We start from the raw sequence: 16,462 nt of genomic DNA, 5'->3' as shown, positions 1-16,462 counted from the left end.
TCCGATTACCTCGGGGCGAGAACGGCAACGAGGGTGAAGAGGCGCCGCGCCGTGTCGATGTCGATCTCGGCTTTGCCTTCAAGGCGTTCCTGCAGGATGCGCGCGCCTTCGTTGTGTATGCCGCGCCGCGCCATGTCGATAGCTTCGATCTGGCTGGGCGGCAGTTTCTTGACCGCCTCGAAATAGCTCTCGCAGATCTGGAAATAGTCCTTCACCGCCTGCCGGAACGGGCCGAAGGACAGATGGAACTCCGCCACTTTCGCGCCGCTCTCGGTTTCGGTGTCGAAGACCAGCCGCCGGTCGCGCACTGCCAGCGTCAACGTGAACGGCCCTTCCGGCGCGGGTTGGCCGTCACGACCCGGGATGTCGAAGCTGTTATCCTCGAGCAGGTCGTAGATCGCGACCTTGCGCTCCTGCTCGATCTCGGGCGAGGGCGCGGGAAGGCCGCTCGTGTCCAGCTGGATATGCGAAATCCGGGCCATCACCCCTCCCCTTCGTCATTGAGCGCATCGAGCCGCGCACGCACCGACAGCCCATGCGCCTCGAGGCTTTCCGATTTCGCCAGAATCTCCGCCGAAGGGCCGATCGCCTTCAGCGCGCCGGGCGTCATCTTCGCCATGGTCGTGCGCTTGATGAAATCCATCACCGAGAGGCCTGAGGAAAACCGCGCCGAGCGCGCCGTGGGCAGAACGTGGTTCGGCCCGCCAATATAGTCGCCGATCGCTTCGGGTGTGTAGGCACCAAGGAAAATGGCACCCGCGTGTGTGATCGCTTCCGCCAGCCAATCGGGATCGGCGACGCAAAGTTCCAGATGCTCGGGGGCTACCCGGTTCGACAGCTCGGCTGCCTCCATCAGATCCCGCGCGACGATCACCGCCCCGAAATCGCGCCAGCTGGCGCCCGCGATGGCGCGGCGCTCCAGCGTCTCGAGCCGTTTTTCGACCGCCGCCACAACCGCCTCGCCGAAGGCCTCGTCGGTGGTGATCAGGATCGCCTGCGCGCTCTCGTCATGCTCGGCCTGGCTCATCAGGTCGAGCGCGATCCAGTCCGGATCGCCCGTGCCGTCCGCGATCACGAGGATTTCGGACGGCCCCGCGATCATGTCGATGCCCACGCGCCCGAACACGCGGCGCTTTGCCGCCGCGACGAAAGCGTTGCCTGGCCCGGTGATCTTGTCGACGGCCGTGACCGTCTCGGTCCCGTAGGCCAGCGCTGCAATCGCCTGCGCGCCGCCCATCCGGTAAACCGTATCGACTCCCGCGAGTTGCGCCGCCAGCAGCACCAACGGGTTCACCGCCCCGCCCGGCGTCGGGCAGGCGACCACAAGCCGCTCTACGCCCGCGACCTTCGCCGGGATTGCGTTCATCAGCACCGAAGAGGGATAGCTCGCCAATCCGCCGGGTACATAGAGCCCCGCCGCCGAAACCGGTCCCCAGCGCCAGCCAAGCTCCGCCCCGCTCGCATCGATCCAGCGCGCGTCATGCGGCATCTGACGCTCGTGATAGGCGCGGATGCGCTCGGCCGCCAGTTCCAGCGCCGCGCGCTCCTCGGCAGGCACTTTCGCGACCTCGGCCTCGATCTCGTCGGGAGAGAAAGCCAGCGTCTCGGGCGTGAGCTCCAGCCGGTCGAATTTCGCGGTCAGCTCGATCAGCGCCGCATCGCCCCGCTTGCGGATATCTGCGATGATCTCGGCCACGACAGCATCCACATCGGGACTGTCCTCGCGCTTCATCCCCAGAAGTTCGACAAACCGGGCTTCAAACCCATCTTCGCGCGTGTCCAGAAAATGCGGCATCGACAGTCTCCTTTTCCGCTTTTCGGATTAGAGACTCCCGCCCTGCCCCGCAAGCACGACGCTGCCCGCAAAGGCAATTCCAATTCGACTTGGCGAAAATATCTCCGCCGGAGGCAACCCCGGCGGCAAAACTCGGCTCACTCGGGATGATGCGGCACCTTGCCGGAGGGGGCGCGATAAGGCCGCTCCACGTCGCGCAGATCGACATCGAGACATTCGACATCTGCCGCCAGCGCACCATCGCCCGCCAGCGTCAGGGTCACACGCCCCGCCCCGTCTTCCGCCTCCTCGAAGGCGACGTCGAGGATCGAGAGCACCACGTCGCGATCCGACCGATCGATGCCCATGCTCGCGACATGGGTGACGTCCGAGATCACCAGCAGAGAGCGCACGCGCTCGTAGGGCCGCTTCTCGGCCTCGGCCTGCGCCTTGTCTTCCCAGCGGAAGCGATTGATCAGCAGCGCGAGACGACGGGATTTCGCCTCCCACGCGATCTCGGTGATCGGCAGCACGGCGTCCTGCACCAGCGCCGCAATCACGGGCAGGTCGTCCTTGGTCTCGGCGCGCAGCGCGATCGCGCCTTCGCCACCCTCTTCGAATTTCGCGTCACGGGTCATTGGGTCACCTCTGCATTCGATATGGGGGAGATGGCGGGGATTGCCAGCCGATCAATTCGCTTTCACGCGCTCGATATGGGCGCCGACGCCCGCCAGCTTCTCCTCGACGCGCTCATAGCCGCGATCGAGGTGATAGACACGACTGACGACGGTCTCGCCCTCGGCGGCCAGCCCCGCGAGGATCAGCGACACGGAGGCCCGCAGATCGGTCGCCATCACCGGCGCGCCCTTGAGCTTGTCGACGCCATGGACCGTCGCATGGCCGCCATGGACCTCTATATTCGCGCCCATCCGCATAAGCTCGGGCGCGTGCATGAAGCGATTCTCGAAAATCTTCTCTTCCAGAACGCTGGTGCCCTCGGCGGTGCAAAGAAGCGCCATCATCTGCGCCTGAAGATCCGTCGGGAAGCCGGGGAAAGGCTCGGTCGTCACGTCGACGGCACGAATGCGGCCGTTCTTGCGCGCGACCTTGAGGCCGGTATGGGTCTGCTCGACCGAGATACCCGCCGCATCGAGCTTCTCGCAGAAGCTCTCCAGCAGATCGATTCGCCCCCCCAGACATTCCACCTCGCCGCCGCAGATCGCGGGCGCGAGCATGTAGGTGCCCAGTTCGATCCGGTCGGCGACCACCGGGTGCGTGGCGCCGTGCAGCCGATCCACGCCCTCGATCACGATCTCCGAGGTACCGTCACCCTCGATCTGCGCCCCCATTGCCCGCAGGCATTTCGCGAGATCGACGATCTCCGGCTCGCGCGCGGCGTTCTTCAGCACCGATGTGCCCTTGGCGAGCGAGGCTGCCATCAGGAAGTTCTCGGTAGCGCCGACCGAGGCGAAGCGCATCTCATGTGTCGCGCCTTTCAGTCCACCCTTCGCTTCGGCATGCAGATAGCCGTCCTTCAGCTCGATCTCCGCGCCGAGCGCCGCGAGCGCATCGACATGGATATCCATCGGACGCGCGCCAATCGCGCAACCGCCGGGCAGCGAGACGACCGCATGGCCCAGACGTGCCAGCAGCGGCCCCAGCACCAAATTCGACGCGCGCATCTTGCGCACGATTTCATAATCCGCGACCGGGTTGATCTCGCCATGGCACGAGGTTGCGAGCACCTTTCCCTCCTGCAGCGCGGTCACTTCCGCGCCGAGAGAGGCCAGCAATTCGGTCATCGTGCGGATGTCCGACAGGCGCGGCGCATTGGTCAGGGTCAGCGGCTCATCGCTCAGAAGCGTGGCCGGCATCAGCGCGAGACAGGCGTTCTTCGCCCCCGCGATCGGGATTTGGCCGGAAAGAGGCCCGTTGCCGCGTACGACGATGCTGTCCATTTCAACTGCCCTCGGATTCGTTGTTATTCGGCGGCTTGGATTCGGATTTGCGCGCGCGCGCCTGCGCCTTGCGCCGCTGCAGATTCGCCCGGAGCGCCTGCGCCCGACGCTCTTCGCGGCTCAACCCCGCCTCGCGGGACGTGCCCGATCCGTCTTTCTTACCGCCTGTCATGGCGCCCCGTTTAACCCGCCTGCGAAATCCTGTCGAGAGAGAGCAAGATTTGCCCTTGCACCCCCGCGCGATTGCGTCTAAATCCCCGCCACGGTCGAAGCGACGGACCGAAACCGGCGCTGCTGTAGCTCAGCGGTAGAGCACTCCCTTGGTAAGGGAGAGGTCGAGAGTTCAAGTCTCTCCAGCAGCACCACTTTTCTTCTTCAAGATCAGAAACTTGGCTGTTATCAGAGGCTTGATTGTCTTCGGTGCTACACCGGAGTGCTACACCATGGCCTTGCAGATGGCGCAACCTTACAAGCATCCCCGCAGCGGCGTTTACTATTTCCGCCAGCGTGTCCCGACCGATCTTCGCGGGATTCTCGGCGACAAGATCGTCAGCCGCTCCCTCCGCACCAAAGACCCGGCGACGGCAAAACTGCGGAACATTGAAGAAGTCCGGAAACAAGCTCTAATCTGGGCTCGGCATCGTCAGAAGCCCGAACCCCTACCCTTCCAGCAGATCGTTGCACTTTCGGGGGCACTCTATCGCGACCACATGGCGGCGATGGAACTGGAACCCGGAGAGTCCCAAGTCTGGAGCGAAACACTGTCCCTTCTCGACCGCGTAGCGGTTAGCCCTGAAAGGCTGACGGAGTGGTATGGACCCACCGTGGACAACCTCCTCTTAGAACGCGGGCTAGTCACCGATGAGATCAGCCGCCAACGCCTAATCCAAGAAGCTGACAGAACTTACCGGCAGGTGGCAGAGGAGCAGCTTAAGCGGTCTCAGGGGGATTTCAGCCCAGACCCAAGGGCGAACCGTTTCCCACTTTTAGAGACCACAGAAGGAGCCCCCATTCAGCAGACTGAGGGGCCAACGATTCGTGGCATATTCAAGCTCTGGGAGCGCGACCACATCGCGGAAGGCAAGGCCGCGAAGACAGTTGGCGATTTCCGGCAAAAGATCGAGTCCCTGATTGGGTATGTCGAACACGACGAGGCTCAGCGCGTCACACCTGAGAATATCGCTGATTGGTGTGAGCACCTGAAACACGACAAGGCCCTGTCAGCCCGGACAGTCAGCCAGAAGTATCTTGCTGCTGTGAAGATCGTCTTCGGCCTCGCAGTCGAGAAGCGGAAACTGAAAGCCAACCCCGCCGAGGACATAAGAGTGCGCTTCGGCAAGAAGGTGAAGACCCGCCCGTCGGGGTTCACTGATGCGGAAGCCAAGGCGATACTTGGAGCATCCCTCACCGCCCCCGAAACCCTCGGGACCAAACGCACTGAGGAGAACAAACGGGCGATACGGTGGGCACCTTGGATTTGTGCCTTCACGGGAGCGAGGATCACCGAAGCGACCCAGCTTCGCACTCAAGACCTTATCGAGGAAGACGGGGTGCTATGTCTGCGGATTACTCCCGACGCGGGCTCGGTGAAGACGGGGGTCTATCGGATGGTGCCGATCCATCCACAACTCCTAGAAATGGGCTTGCCCGACATGATACGAGCCCTTCCTCCGGGGCCGATCTTTTATAGCACCGCGTTCAGGAAGAAGGCTGCTGATCCTCTGGCCCGAGCCCGAAGTGCGGGGACCAAGGTCGGGAAGTGGGTACGAGACATTGTGAAGATCACTGACCCCAATTTGCAGCCCAACCATGCTTGGCGACACCGCTTCAAAACTGTCGCCAGAGAATGCAAGATTGACTTAGAGGTCCGGGATGCGATCCAAGGCCACGAGGACGGAAGGTCTGCAAGCGGCTACGGGGAAGTATCCATCAAGGCGAAGTGGGAAGCCGTGAAGCGGCTGCCTCGTTTCCAACTCTAGGGTTTCACCGAGCGTTGCTCCCAAAAAGTTCTTATTAGTGGTGGGAGGCGGATTTTTCCGCCCCCCCCCTGCAATCGTCATCTTCTCTGCTTCAGGCTGCCGTCTGCGTAAATAGGTGGGGCATCCGGCCCGAAATATTCCGCTGGGAAAGCAAGGACGCCATTACCGGGAAACTCCACCTTGTTCTCGACCACTTCGAAGGAGCGGAGGGCGTACACCTCCCGGCAATAGTGGTCGAGGACGTGAGCGATATGGAGACGTCCCGTGCCTTCGTCTCTGTCCCAGCTTCTCAGGTAGGCGCGGGCTGTAACCAAATCCCGAAGTTCTACATTGTTTCTGGCCTCGGCGATTAGCTCCTCCAAGAACGCCGCTCGGTAGGCCGGTGGCGTCTCGTAAAACGCATGTGAGAGGCCCTTGACGCGGCCAGTGCGTTCCTCCTGACGGCGTTTCTCTTCCCAGCTGTCGGCGACCTTGCGCGAACCTCGGGCTCGGTGATTAGTCGCCGCTTTCTGGCATTGGCGTGAGCAATACTTCTGCCCCTTGCGCTTTGGCTCGAAGACCTCGACGCAGTACGGGCAGAAAAGCTGTCGGTTAAGGGTTTCTACTGTTGTTGTGGCGGGTGGCACGGAGGCGACAGCCTCGGGACCATTTGTCGAGTAGCTTTGCGTCTCGATCATTCAGGGGTGTTGCAGAAGTTGGCGGAGGGAAGATCGCCCCCGCCGAGGTATTGAGATCAAGCGGCAGTGCAGAAACTTTCCTCGTCCGCCTTCTGGATCCAGATGGCGCACGTCTTCTCCGCGAGCTGGTGGGCCTCTTGCTTCATCGGATCGCCAGAGCGGCCACGCTCCCACCGGAAAGTGACGTCCAGCCCCTCGCACAACCGGGCGATTTCCTGCCAAAGATCGACATTCTCCACGCGCTTGCCTTTATTGTTGCGCCACCCTTTGGCGATCCAGCCGGGCAGCCAGTCGGTCATGCCTTTCACGATCATCTCGCTGTCGGTGAAGATGAAGATTGGAAGCGGTTCGTCGCGGCGGATCGGCTTGAGGGCGGCGACCACCGCACTCATTTTCATCCGAATGTTCGTGGTGCTCATTGCACCGCCGGAACGGGGCATACGGTTCATCAGTGCGCCGTCGATGTAGCGGCACAGAATGGCAGCATAGGCTCCCGGCCCGGGGTTCGGTTGGCACGAACCGTCGGTGTAAATTACGATGCAGTTTTGGCGAGGCAGCGCGGCCTCTGTCAGTACTTTTGTCAAAGTATCATCCTTAGTTGAGTTTGGAGATTGCGGTAGCGAGCCGCTGTTTCGCTTCGTGCGCGGCCTTGCGGTCGCGTTCATCCAGTTCTGCGAGTTGCAGCCCAACACCGCCGAAGGCAGTCATCAGTTTGCGCCCAAGCATGGCCGCTGCCTTGGGCGTTATCTCGCGATAGACCCGGACTTGCTTTGCTGTCCTGTGATTGTACCGCAGCCCGACATGGCGCTGCGACAGAGCTCGCACCCGACGAGCGATCTGAACCCGAAGCGACTCGTCAGATGCGAACCGAAGCGGCCTTTCGTGCCAGAACAAGACCATCCCGAGCACCGTCACGATCACTTTGCCGGGGTTACAGTCCTGAGCGATTGCCGCGATCTCGTTGGCGGCGCTGCGCTGGTATCGGTTTCCGACTCGGTGGTTCGCGGTGGATTGGGCATCAACGACGATGGCGGCCCATGCTTCCTCCATCAGGGGCCACGCTTCGCTGTCAGGATTTTTAGCGATACGAGCCTCGATACGGGCCGTGTATGGGGCAAGCTCTGCTTTGGTGACGCCACGCTGGTCGGGCGCGCCTTGCCGCCTCAGAACGCTCTTATGGCGTCTGCAATGAGGGGAGTAGCCGGATGCGGCAGGAGTGCCGCAGTTGGGGACGGCACAAAGACGGGCCGTCATGGTTGTGCAGATCCCATTGGGGAAACGCGGTTGAGTTCGTAGTTCAGGGAGTTCTCCTGGGTTTGTATCCGCCCTGAGACACACAGGCACAGCCTGAATGCGGGACGGGTCGAAGTGAAGGTTTCGCCCCTGCCTCGGGGCATCATCAGCGAGGCGGCATCAGCCCCGGACCTTCGCTGAAACCACTTTCGTGGCTTGCCCTTCACGCATTGGATTGCGACCATCAGGCCAGAGGCGTCCGCCTCCGTCTATCGTGCGTTGCCCCGTGGCGTGGGTCAGACGTGCCAGCCTTCCGAGCCAGCGACGGCCACCGAGAGGTGGAAAGAGCAGCGCCCCGAGCAGGAATGCCGATGGGGCTGATAGGTCGTCAGGAGAGTTTTGCCATGAGCCGCACACGTCGCACTGTTTGCCTGTGTTCTGCTGCGGGAAGCGCACCTACACTCCGTAGGGCGGATTGCGGATCAGTCTTGGCGGTCGGCCTGTTCTCGAAGGAAGGAGCCGGAAAGTTCACAAGGCTAAATGGCCTTGATGCGAAGAAATATGCGGCATGGCCCACCACATTTCAACGTATTTTTTTATATTTTTCATACACTTAGACGCAAAAAACAAAACATCCGATGCGGTTCATTGGAAAATAACAGAAAAACGCGCTCGCGGTGCCCATTTGTACCCAGCCTGAACCCATCAAGTGAGCTCTACCGAAGGCGCAATTGGCGATAACGGTCACGCTGGGTAAGGAAGGAAGAACCGATCAAGCCGAGGCGGCGGAGTTCCCCTCCTTTGCATCGTCCAGAATGCGGTAGACGCTTGCCCGACCGATGCCGAGGCGCTTGGCGATCTCGGTTCCGCCGACACCCTCGCCGTGAAGCCGCAACACTTCGTCGGCCTTGGCCCGCGCAGTCGGCGCGCGGCCCTTGTACTTGCCCGCAGCCTTCGCCTTTGCGATCCCTTCGCGCTGCCGTTCCAACATGATCTCGCGCTCAAACTCGGCGACGCCGCCAAGGATCGTAAGCATCAGCTTGCCGGTGGGCGTCGAAGTGTCGATCCCCATTGCAAGGATGCGCAGCGCTACACCTTTCGCCTCAAGGTGCCCGAGGATTTCCACCAGATGCGCCACGGAGCGAGCCAGACGGTCCAGCTTTGTCACAACGAGCGTGTCATCTTCACGAGCGAAGGCAAGCGCCTCAGTTAGCTTCTCCCGCTTCGCCACGTCCACCGAGGAGACTTGCTCCACGAAGACCCGCTCGCACCCGGCGGCGATTAGATCACGTTCCTGAGCCTCCAGCCCTGCTTTCTGGTCGAGGGTCGAGGTCCGCGCGTATCCTATCAGCATTTCAATGCAACTCCTGTCTCACTGGGTCTAAGACTTGATATGCCACCTTGCCCCAAATTGGAAGAACAATTCTTATGGGACACTCAAAGGTTCGAGTGAGACGTCTCAAACCGGCGTGCCCTGTGGAACAATAGGCGTTGCTAAGAAGGTGACGCCTGTAATTTGGAGCGCACCTCCTCTTGGAACCAGATGCTCACTTGCTTTTCTCAGCGTGCGATGAACCATGGCGTCAGCCATGGCTCCCACCGGGGGGATGAGCGACCAATCAATTGCGGATTTCAGTGCGTCGAATTTTTCTGCCCAAACTTTCGACGGCAATCGCCACCTGAAGAACAATTGACACCACTCACAGTCACAATCAGTATCGCCTACATCCCGGCGACAGCAATTTAACGAGAGAACCATAGTGGCGATTGTAAACCTATATTCAAAAAGAAAACGGGCAAAAAACCGTCCCGCCGACGACGTTTTTAGTTACGACGAAGCCTCAGATACATTGCGCACGCAAATTCTACAAATGTTTGAGGAAGCGGCTGAAAATTACGATCCTTACAGATCGCGCACCGACACCTTCGCGATTGACCCAGACCTTCTTGCAAATCTGGTTAAAGCACTGCGGCGCGAATACGGCTTGAGAAAGTTGACCCCTCGGGTTTACGATGGCGAATATCTTCTTGAGCTTGTTCAGTTTATTAGCGAATGCGACACAGACGAGTTTCTCGATTGTGTGGAGCTATTCTGTCGGATTGTCTCAAACGACAAAAGCGTGAACTCAGCGGTCAAAGAAGACTTGATCGCTGAAGTGAACCACAGGCTTCGAGAAGCGGGTCTTGGCTATGAGTACGACAAAGAAATTGTTCGGATCGACTCGAAGCTTGTACACGGCAGCGTTGTTAAGCCTGTGATACACCTACTCAGCTCCGATCCTTTTTTTGCAGGGGCTGAAAGCGAGTTTTTTTCCGCATTTTCTCACTTCAAGGACGGAAAGCATAAGGAAGCAATTGCAGATGCTCTGAAGTCTTTCGAGAGCACGATGAAATCTATTTTGACGAAGAGAAAATGGCAATTTGGCCCGAATGACACGGCTTCCAAACTACTTCAAGCGTGCTTCAATCATGGTCTAGTACCGACTTATTTGCAAACACAGTTCACCAGCTTGAAGAGTCTGCTAGAGTCCGGGGTACCGACTGTTCGAAACAAAACGTCGGGGCACGGGCAAGGGGTAAGTGTTCAAAACCCAGACGAACACCTCACGTCCTTTGCTTTGTACATGACCGCGATCAACATCAAGTTCCTGATCGAATGCGATGCTGCGCTACCATGAACAACGTTAGCAATTAATCGTGCTCCAGCCGATTTTCTAGATTCCAAAGCTCTACTGCTGGAGCCACTCCTCTCGACATTTATGGATCGCACCGTTCAGCGCGCTATCCTGAATGCCCTACGTCTGAACCTTTACGCTAGCACGAAAATTACGTAGTTAGTTAACCACACTGGAGTGCTACACTGGGCTTGACGCACACTTAGAAATAGTCAACAAAACAAGTGCTTTATGAGAAACGCACCCGAGTTCAAGTCTCTCCAGCAGCACCACTTCCCCTTCGAAAATCGAATTCCGTTAGCGTCCCGAGCGCTACATCGCGATCCTGACCCACATTAGGGCGAGGGTTTTCGAGAGGGTCCTTCTGTCTTCCACCACCTGATCGAAGGCGCCGCGTCTCAGCGCCCGTCGGTATGTCACATCACATTTTCACGCACGTTCGCCTCACGCAAAGGGGAACGGGCGCGACTTCAATATCGGGGTCGAGCACGTATCTTTACTACAGGCCACGGGTCACTTGAGCGACCGTCAGATCGAATTCACCGGGCCGGAAACGAAAGGTACGTCAGGAGGTCCAAAATGACGCGTTGGAAGTTACCAAATGCTCTTTCAGCCAGTATTCTCGCGGTGCTGCTAAGTTCGACCGCGGCATCGGCAGGTTTTTTCTCGAGCTTCTCGCAGCCTCAGGCGCTGCCTGACGGAGCGCAGTATCAGGATGGCACATGGACTGGTTCGCCCGTCCGTCAATACTATGGCTATGTGCAGGCCCAAGCCCATGTGAAAAACGGAAAAATTTCCTCCATCGACATCCTGAGGGCACCGACGGATCGCAGGACCAGCCGATATATCAACAGCAAGGCCCTGCCGATGCTCGAACGCGAGATCGTCATGGCGCAGAATACCAACGTCTCCTACATCTCCGGCGCTACGCTCACGAGCCAGGCTTTTCTGAACTCGGTCCATGATGCGCTGCGGAAATCCCTGAAATAGCCCGGCCATGACAGTCGAGACGCGGCTCATCATGGGAATGCCGATCACGCTCGACATCCCGAATTCAGGGCACACAGGCATTCACGAGCGCGTGTTCGATTTCTTCACCGACGTCGATATACGCTTCAGTCCGTTCCGGCCGGACAGCGAAGTGTCGCGCTTCAATGCGGGCGAGGTCGGGGAGTCCGCACTCAGTTCCCAAATGCGCGACGTGCTGGAAATTGCGCATCGCATGCGAGAGTTCACGGACGGGTATTTCGACATAAGGCGCAACGACGGGACCATCGATCCCTCGGGTGTCGTGAAAGGATGGGCGATCCTCGGCGCGGCCCAATTGATCGAGCGAGAGGGGTTCGCGGATTTCTGCATCGACGCCGGTGGCGATATACAAGTCGGCGGACGCGATGCGTCGCGACAGGAATGGTCGATCGGTATCCGCAATCCTTTCGCGCCGCAGGAGATCGTCAAAGCCGTCAAGCCGAGGGGACAAGGCGTTGCGACCTCGGGAAACTACATCCGTGGCGATCACATCTATGACCCGCATGATCGCGCCCGCCGGATCGAAGGCCCCGTCAGCATCACCGTAATCGGAAGGGACGTCCTCGTCGCGGACCTGCATGCCACGGCGGCCTTCGCGATGGGTGACGCGGGCATTTACTACATCGAAGACCTCGAGGGCGTCGAAGCCTACCAGATCCACCGCGATGGCACGGCCGTGCAAACGACCGGTTTCAAGGAGTTTGTCTTCTCATGATGAGGCTGATCAGACGTGCGTTGAATGGCGTCACCATGTATCGGTTGATGGTCTATTATCTCGGGCTCCTGTTCGTCGGCGGACTTGCCGCGGGGATGACTGGAGCGACATTCCTCGACCCTGCCGGTCTGCTTTTGTCGCTCGTGCTTGCGGTCGCGAGCGCATGGGTCACGAACCGGCTTTTCAGCATTGTGCTCAAGCTGCCGACGAATTCGGAATCCGTGCATATTACGGCCCTGATCCTCGCGCTCATCATGCCGCCAGCGGATATTGCCGACCCGACGACGCTCGCCGCGATCGTGCTCGCGTCGCTCGCAGCCATCGCCTCGAAATTCATCCTGACGATCGGGCACAAACACATCTTCAACCCGGTGGCGCTCGGTGCCGTCGTCGCGGGGATCGGGTTCAACACCCCGGCCTTGTGGTGGGTCGGCGGCACGCAGCAGCTGTTGCCTCTGGTGATCCTCGGCGGGCTGCTCGTCGGCTACAAGATAGAGCGCCTCGGCATGATCGCGGTCTACATCCTGTCGAACCTCGCGGCGGTCATCGCGACGACGCCCCCGGGCATGATGGGCATGGCGCTGCAACAAACGCTCCTCTACTCGCCGCTGTTCTTCGCCGGCTTCGCGATGCTCACCGAGCCCCTGACAGCCGCCCATGGCCGTTGGTCACGGCATGTCTATGCAGCCATCGTCGGTGTGTTGTCCTGCTCGAACATCCATATCGGGACGCTATATTTCTCTCCTGAAATGGCCTTCCTCGTGGCCAATATCTACGCCTGGGCCGCGAGTCCGAAGGGACGCTTCAAGATGAAGCTGATCGGTGTCGAGGAGATCGCAGCGAACTGCTACGAGTTCGTTTTTCAGTCGGACCGCGCCCTGAAATTCCGCGCGGGACAGTATCTCGACTGGACGCTGGGACTGCCGAAATCCGACACGCGCGGCAATCGCAGAACCTTCACCATCGCTTCAGCCCCCGGGGCGACTTCGGTGCGGGTCGGCGTCAAGTTCACCCCCGACGGCAGCGAGTTCAAGCGTGGGCTCCTGGAGATGCAGGAAGGCGACCCGATCTATGGCTCCCAGATCGCCGGCACCTTCGTCCTGCCCCGACAACGTGAGAAAAAGCTCCTCTTCATCGCGGGAGGGATCGGAATCACCCCGTTCCGGAGCATGATCGCCGATCTCCTCGAACGCGGCGAGAAACGCGATATCGTGCTGGTCTACGCGAACAGGTCGGCTGACGAGGTCGCATATCGAGAGCTGCTGACGCGCGCGCGAAGCGAACTCGGAATGAAAGTTGTCTACGCGGTTTCCGGAGCCCCCGGCGACGCCTCGACCCTCCCCGGCACGGTGGTCGAGGGCCGAATGGACGAGACGAAACTACGCGAATGCGTTCCCGATCTGGACGAACGGCGTGTCTACGTGTCCGGAGCGAGCGCGATGGTCGCCGGCTTCCGAAAGACACTTCGAAATTGCGGCGTCCGTCGCAGGCGGATTCACACGGATGCCTTTTCCGGACTTTGATCTCCGCGGAGTTGCCTCAGGTTCGGCAGGCGCTTGAAGCGAGGCCGGAGCACGGTGGCTTGCGCCGCCCAACGGGCGGTGGCCGAGAGGACCGGCGCGCGCAAGAGGCGTCCGCCCGGGACCATTGACAGGCTCAGAGGTTCACGTGCGGTGATGCCGAGGTCTCGTTTGAGGAAGGTTTGCATCGGCGCATTCGGCCCGGCGACTATCCCGGATGAAAAAATATCGCAGGCGGCCTCCAGCGCAGCGCACTGGCTAACCCCTGCGCCGTTTTGAAACGGATAGGTCATGAAATCTATGAATGAATACAATCATCTATATATGAATCATTCGTATCCGATTTCTGACGACGTTCACAATACGATTCACGCCAACTCACGAAAAAAGGGCGCGGTCGAGGCCGACCGGTCGCTACTCGGAGTTCCGGTCAGTCGCAGGGTGCGATGTGGATCGGGGCCTCGCGATCGGCACCTATGGTTTCGCATTTCTTCGAGCAGAGCGTCCACCCCGAGATCGTGGCACCGGAAGCCGCGAGGGTCAGCGTGGGCACATCCGGACCATCGGTCGTCCAAACCCACCAGCCATCCTCGAAATGACCGCCCGGGCCGGGCTCCATCCCAGCACCCGAGCCTTTCACCGCCGCGCCGACGAGGCGCAGCGTGTCATGGTCGGTCACCTGCCAATGTTCGCGCCAGCCCTCATGCTCGACCGAATGCATCCATTGGAGCGAGAACTGACCATCGCTCGCCAGCGCCACCATCGCGGCGCCGACCATCAGGCATGAGGCGCTCATGCCATCGCCCGCTTGCGGCCCAGCCAGAGCGCCGCGCCGAACGCGGCGACGAGCGCGAAGCCGATCTCGTCGGTCAGCGGCAACGCCGCGATCAGGGTGAAGCCCGCGACCATAGCCAGCGCGCGCTCCCAGATCGCCAGCGGGCGGCCCAGCCAGCCGATCACCGCAACACCCCAGAGCGACAGCGCCAGCAGCGCCTTGATCACGATGTAGGCGACCGCTGGCCAATAGCCGATCGCGGCGGCGAGTGGCCCACCATCCTGCAGCATCAGCGCGGGCGTGTAGACCGCCATGAAGGGCACGACGAAACCTGCGGCGGCGACCTTGATCGCTTCGAAGCTGATCTTCAGACCGCTCTCCTTCGCAATGGGGGCCGCCGCGAAACAGGCGAGCGCCACGGGGGGCGTCAGGTCCGCGAGAATCCCGAAATAGAAGACAAACATGTGGCTGACGATCAGCGGCACGCCGAGGTCCAGAAGCGCCGGGCCCGCGATCGAGGAGGTGATGATGTAATTCGGGATCGTGGGAATCCCCATGCCCAGCACGATGCAGGTGATCATGGTCAGGATCAGCGACAGGAACAGGCTCGATTTGCCGACGCCGACGATGAACTGCCCGAAAGTGGTCGCGGCCCCCGTCAGGGTCATCACGCCGATGATCACGCCGACGAGCGCGCAGGCAATGCCGACGGGAAGCGCGGTCCGCGCGCCATCGGCAAGACTGTCACGACAGAGCGCCAAGGTTTCGCGCCCGCCCTTCGAGAAGACGTTGATCGCGATCAGCACCGCGATGGCCAGCAGCACCGCCCAGATGCCGAATTCGAAGAAAGCCGCCGCGACCAGCGCCAGCACGATCCAGAAGATCACACGCAGCACCTGATTGGGCAGGCCGAGCGCGACCGACCCGCCGAGAATCAGGAGGCCCGTGAGCGACAGGCCCACGGTACCCGCGAAAAGCGGCGTGTAGCCGGTGAACAGCAGGTAGACGAGCACGGCCAGAGGCAGCAGCAGATACCACCCCTCTTTCAGCGCCTTGCGCGGGCTCGGCAGTTCGGATTTCGCAAGGCCCCGCAGATCGCGCTTTCCGGCCTCCAGATGGACCATCCAGAACGCCCCCGCGAAATAGAGGATCGCCGGGATCAGCGCGGCCTTGACGACCTCGACGTAATCGACGCCCAGCGTCTCTGCCATGATGAAGGCCACAGCGCCCATCACCGGCGGCATGATCTGCCCGCCCATCGAAGACGTGGCCTCGACGCCGCCCGCGAAGGCGGAGCGGTAGCCGAAGCTCTTCATCAGGGGGATCGTGAACTGCCCGGTGGTCACGACATTGGCGACGCCCGAGCCCGAGATCGTGCCCATCAGCCCCGAAGACAGGACCGAGACCTTCGCGGCCCCGCCCATCCTGTGCCCGACCATACCGAGCGAGACATCGGTGAACAGCTTGATCATCCCGGCTTTCTCGAGGAAGGCGCCAAAGAGGATGAACAGGAAGATATAAGTTGCCGACACATAGGTGGGGATGCCGTAGATGCCTTCGGTGCCGAAACTCATCTGTTCGATCACCTGCTCGAAGGCGTAGCCGCGATGGTTCAACGGTGACGGCAGGTGTTGGCCGAACATGGCATAGAGGAAGAACGTGCCCGCGATGATCGGCAGCGCCGGACCCATCAGCATCCAGGCGGCGACGAAGACGGTGATCAGAAGCACGCAGCCGACCACGAGGTCGAGCGTGTTCGGATCACCCGCGCGCAGCAGAAGCGGCGTGTATTCGATCCATTGATAGGCGGCGACAGCGACTCCGGCTGCGGCCAGGATATAGGCGATGGAGCGTCCGACCGGACCGAAGCCTCGGGCGATGGCAAGCAGCGGAAAGCCGAGCGCGAGCAGGAAGCCCACATGGACGGCCCGCGCAATCTGGCTCGAGGGGTTGATGACATGGGCGGCGAAGGCGATCTGCCAGACAGAGAAAGCGACCGCGAGCCAGAACAGCGCCCGCCCCTCGCGCGATTGCGGAAAGCCGCCAGCCAGCGGATCGTGCACCGCCGCGTCGACCGCTGCTTCTTCTTTGTTGTCCATGCCTGTCTCCTCCCCCGGTTTGGGCGCT

The 16,462-nt window shown here is 60.7% G+C and carries 17 protein-coding genes and 1 tRNA gene; 6 read left to right on the top strand and 12 right to left on the bottom strand.

The window, feature by feature from the left end; genetic code table 11:
- Positions 1–5 precede the first annotated feature (5 nt).
- The 5 genes from BMG03_RS04115 to BMG03_RS20855 form a co-directional block, all read right to left on the bottom strand.
- Positions 6–482: a UPF0262 family protein gene (locus tag BMG03_RS04115; protein WP_075775990.1), complete on the bottom strand. Its 477-nt coding sequence runs from the start codon at positions 480–482 to the stop codon at positions 6–8.
- The gene (gene hisD / locus BMG03_RS04110) at positions 482–1,795 is read right to left on the bottom strand and encodes a histidinol dehydrogenase (protein ID WP_075775989.1); all 1,314 of its coding nucleotides are present in this window, start codon (positions 1,793–1,795) and stop codon (positions 482–484) included. Before hisD ends, BMG03_RS04115 begins: the two co-directional genes overlap by 1 nt.
- Before the next feature lie 137 nt (positions 1,796–1,932).
- Entirely contained in the window at positions 1,933–2,412 is a 480-nt protein-coding gene (locus tag BMG03_RS04105; RefSeq protein WP_075775988.1) for a DUF2948 family protein, read from the bottom strand.
- Positions 2,413–2,463: 51 nt separating this feature from the next.
- On the bottom strand, positions 2,464–3,732 hold the full coding sequence (murA, locus tag BMG03_RS04100; RefSeq protein WP_075775987.1) for a UDP-N-acetylglucosamine 1-carboxyvinyltransferase: 1,269 nt from the start codon (positions 3,730–3,732) through the stop codon (positions 2,464–2,466).
- A gap of 1 nt (position 3,733) precedes the next feature.
- Complete coding sequence (locus tag BMG03_RS20855; RefSeq protein ID WP_167733383.1) at positions 3,734–3,904, bottom strand: hypothetical protein; 171 nt, start codon at positions 3,902–3,904, stop codon at positions 3,734–3,736.
- Positions 3,905–4,022: 118 nt separating this feature from the next.
- On the opposite strand from BMG03_RS20855, the gene BMG03_RS04095 reads away from it, so the two are divergent.
- Together BMG03_RS04095 and BMG03_RS04090 are read left to right on the top strand one after the other, a co-directional pair.
- Positions 4,023–4,097 (top strand) — tRNA-Thr (locus tag BMG03_RS04095).
- Positions 4,098–4,175: 78 nt separating this feature from the next.
- On the top strand, positions 4,176–5,711 hold the full coding sequence (locus tag BMG03_RS04090; RefSeq protein ID WP_075775986.1) for a DUF6538 domain-containing protein: 1,536 nt from the start codon (positions 4,176–4,178) through the stop codon (positions 5,709–5,711).
- Between the two features lie 77 nt (positions 5,712–5,788).
- On the opposite strand, the gene BMG03_RS04085 is transcribed toward BMG03_RS04090, so the two are convergent.
- From BMG03_RS04085 to BMG03_RS04070, 4 genes are all read right to left on the bottom strand, one after another.
- Positions 5,789–6,388, bottom strand: coding sequence for a recombination protein NinG (locus tag BMG03_RS04085; RefSeq protein WP_075775985.1), 600 nt, complete (start codon positions 6,386–6,388; stop codon positions 5,789–5,791).
- Between the two features lie 56 nt (positions 6,389–6,444).
- The gene (locus tag BMG03_RS04080; RefSeq protein WP_157771544.1) at positions 6,445–6,972 is read right to left on the bottom strand and encodes a ribonuclease H family protein; all 528 of its coding nucleotides are present in this window, start codon (positions 6,970–6,972) and stop codon (positions 6,445–6,447) included.
- A gap of 10 nt (positions 6,973–6,982) precedes the next feature.
- Positions 6,983–7,438: a hypothetical protein gene (locus BMG03_RS04075; RefSeq protein ID WP_077701097.1), complete on the bottom strand. Its 456-nt coding sequence runs from the start codon at positions 7,436–7,438 to the stop codon at positions 6,983–6,985.
- 955 nt (positions 7,439–8,393) lie between these two features.
- Positions 8,394–8,975, bottom strand: a complete 582-nt coding sequence (locus BMG03_RS04070) for a recombinase family protein (RefSeq protein WP_075775983.1) — start codon at positions 8,973–8,975, stop codon at positions 8,394–8,396.
- Between the two features lie 406 nt (positions 8,976–9,381).
- On the opposite strand from BMG03_RS04070, the gene BMG03_RS04065 reads away from it, so the two are divergent.
- From BMG03_RS04065 to BMG03_RS04050, 4 genes are all read left to right on the top strand, one after another.
- Positions 9,382–10,299, top strand: coding sequence for an STM4504/CBY_0614 family protein (locus tag BMG03_RS04065; RefSeq protein WP_075775982.1), 918 nt, complete (start codon positions 9,382–9,384; stop codon positions 10,297–10,299).
- 576 nt (positions 10,300–10,875) lie between these two features.
- The gene (locus BMG03_RS04060) at positions 10,876–11,286 is read left to right on the top strand and encodes an FMN-binding protein (protein ID WP_075775981.1); all 411 of its coding nucleotides are present in this window, start codon (positions 10,876–10,878) and stop codon (positions 11,284–11,286) included.
- A 31-nt stretch (positions 11,287–11,317) separates the two neighbouring features.
- On the top strand, positions 11,318–12,040 hold the full coding sequence (locus BMG03_RS04055) for an FAD:protein FMN transferase (RefSeq protein ID WP_208858030.1): 723 nt from the start codon (positions 11,318–11,320) through the stop codon (positions 12,038–12,040).
- Positions 12,037–13,563, top strand: coding sequence for a ferredoxin--NADP reductase (locus BMG03_RS04050; RefSeq protein ID WP_075775979.1), 1,527 nt, complete (start codon positions 12,037–12,039; stop codon positions 13,561–13,563). The genes BMG03_RS04055 and BMG03_RS04050 overlap by 4 nt, the downstream gene beginning before the upstream one ends.
- Here BMG03_RS04050 and BMG03_RS20630 read toward each other — a convergent pair.
- The 3 genes from BMG03_RS20630 to BMG03_RS04040 form a co-directional block, all read right to left on the bottom strand.
- Complete coding sequence (locus BMG03_RS20630; protein WP_157771543.1) at positions 13,536–13,853, bottom strand: hypothetical protein; 318 nt, start codon at positions 13,851–13,853, stop codon at positions 13,536–13,538. The genes BMG03_RS04050 and BMG03_RS20630 overlap by 28 nt on opposite strands.
- 137 nt (positions 13,854–13,990) lie before the next feature.
- Positions 13,991–14,356 (bottom strand): DUF1850 domain-containing protein, encoded by a 366-nt coding sequence (locus BMG03_RS04045; protein ID WP_075775978.1) that lies wholly within the window; start codon positions 14,354–14,356, stop codon positions 13,991–13,993.
- The gene (locus BMG03_RS04040) at positions 14,353–16,434 is read right to left on the bottom strand and encodes a TRAP transporter permease (protein WP_075775977.1); all 2,082 of its coding nucleotides are present in this window, start codon (positions 16,432–16,434) and stop codon (positions 14,353–14,355) included. The genes BMG03_RS04045 and BMG03_RS04040 overlap by 4 nt, the downstream gene beginning before the upstream one ends.
- Positions 16,435–16,462: the final 28 nt, after the last annotated feature.

The organism is Thioclava nitratireducens (genome assembly GCF_001940525.2).
GTDB lineage: Bacteria > Pseudomonadota > Alphaproteobacteria > Rhodobacterales > Rhodobacteraceae > Thioclava > Thioclava nitratireducens.
This window is presented reverse-complemented; position numbering and strand designations above follow the sequence as displayed.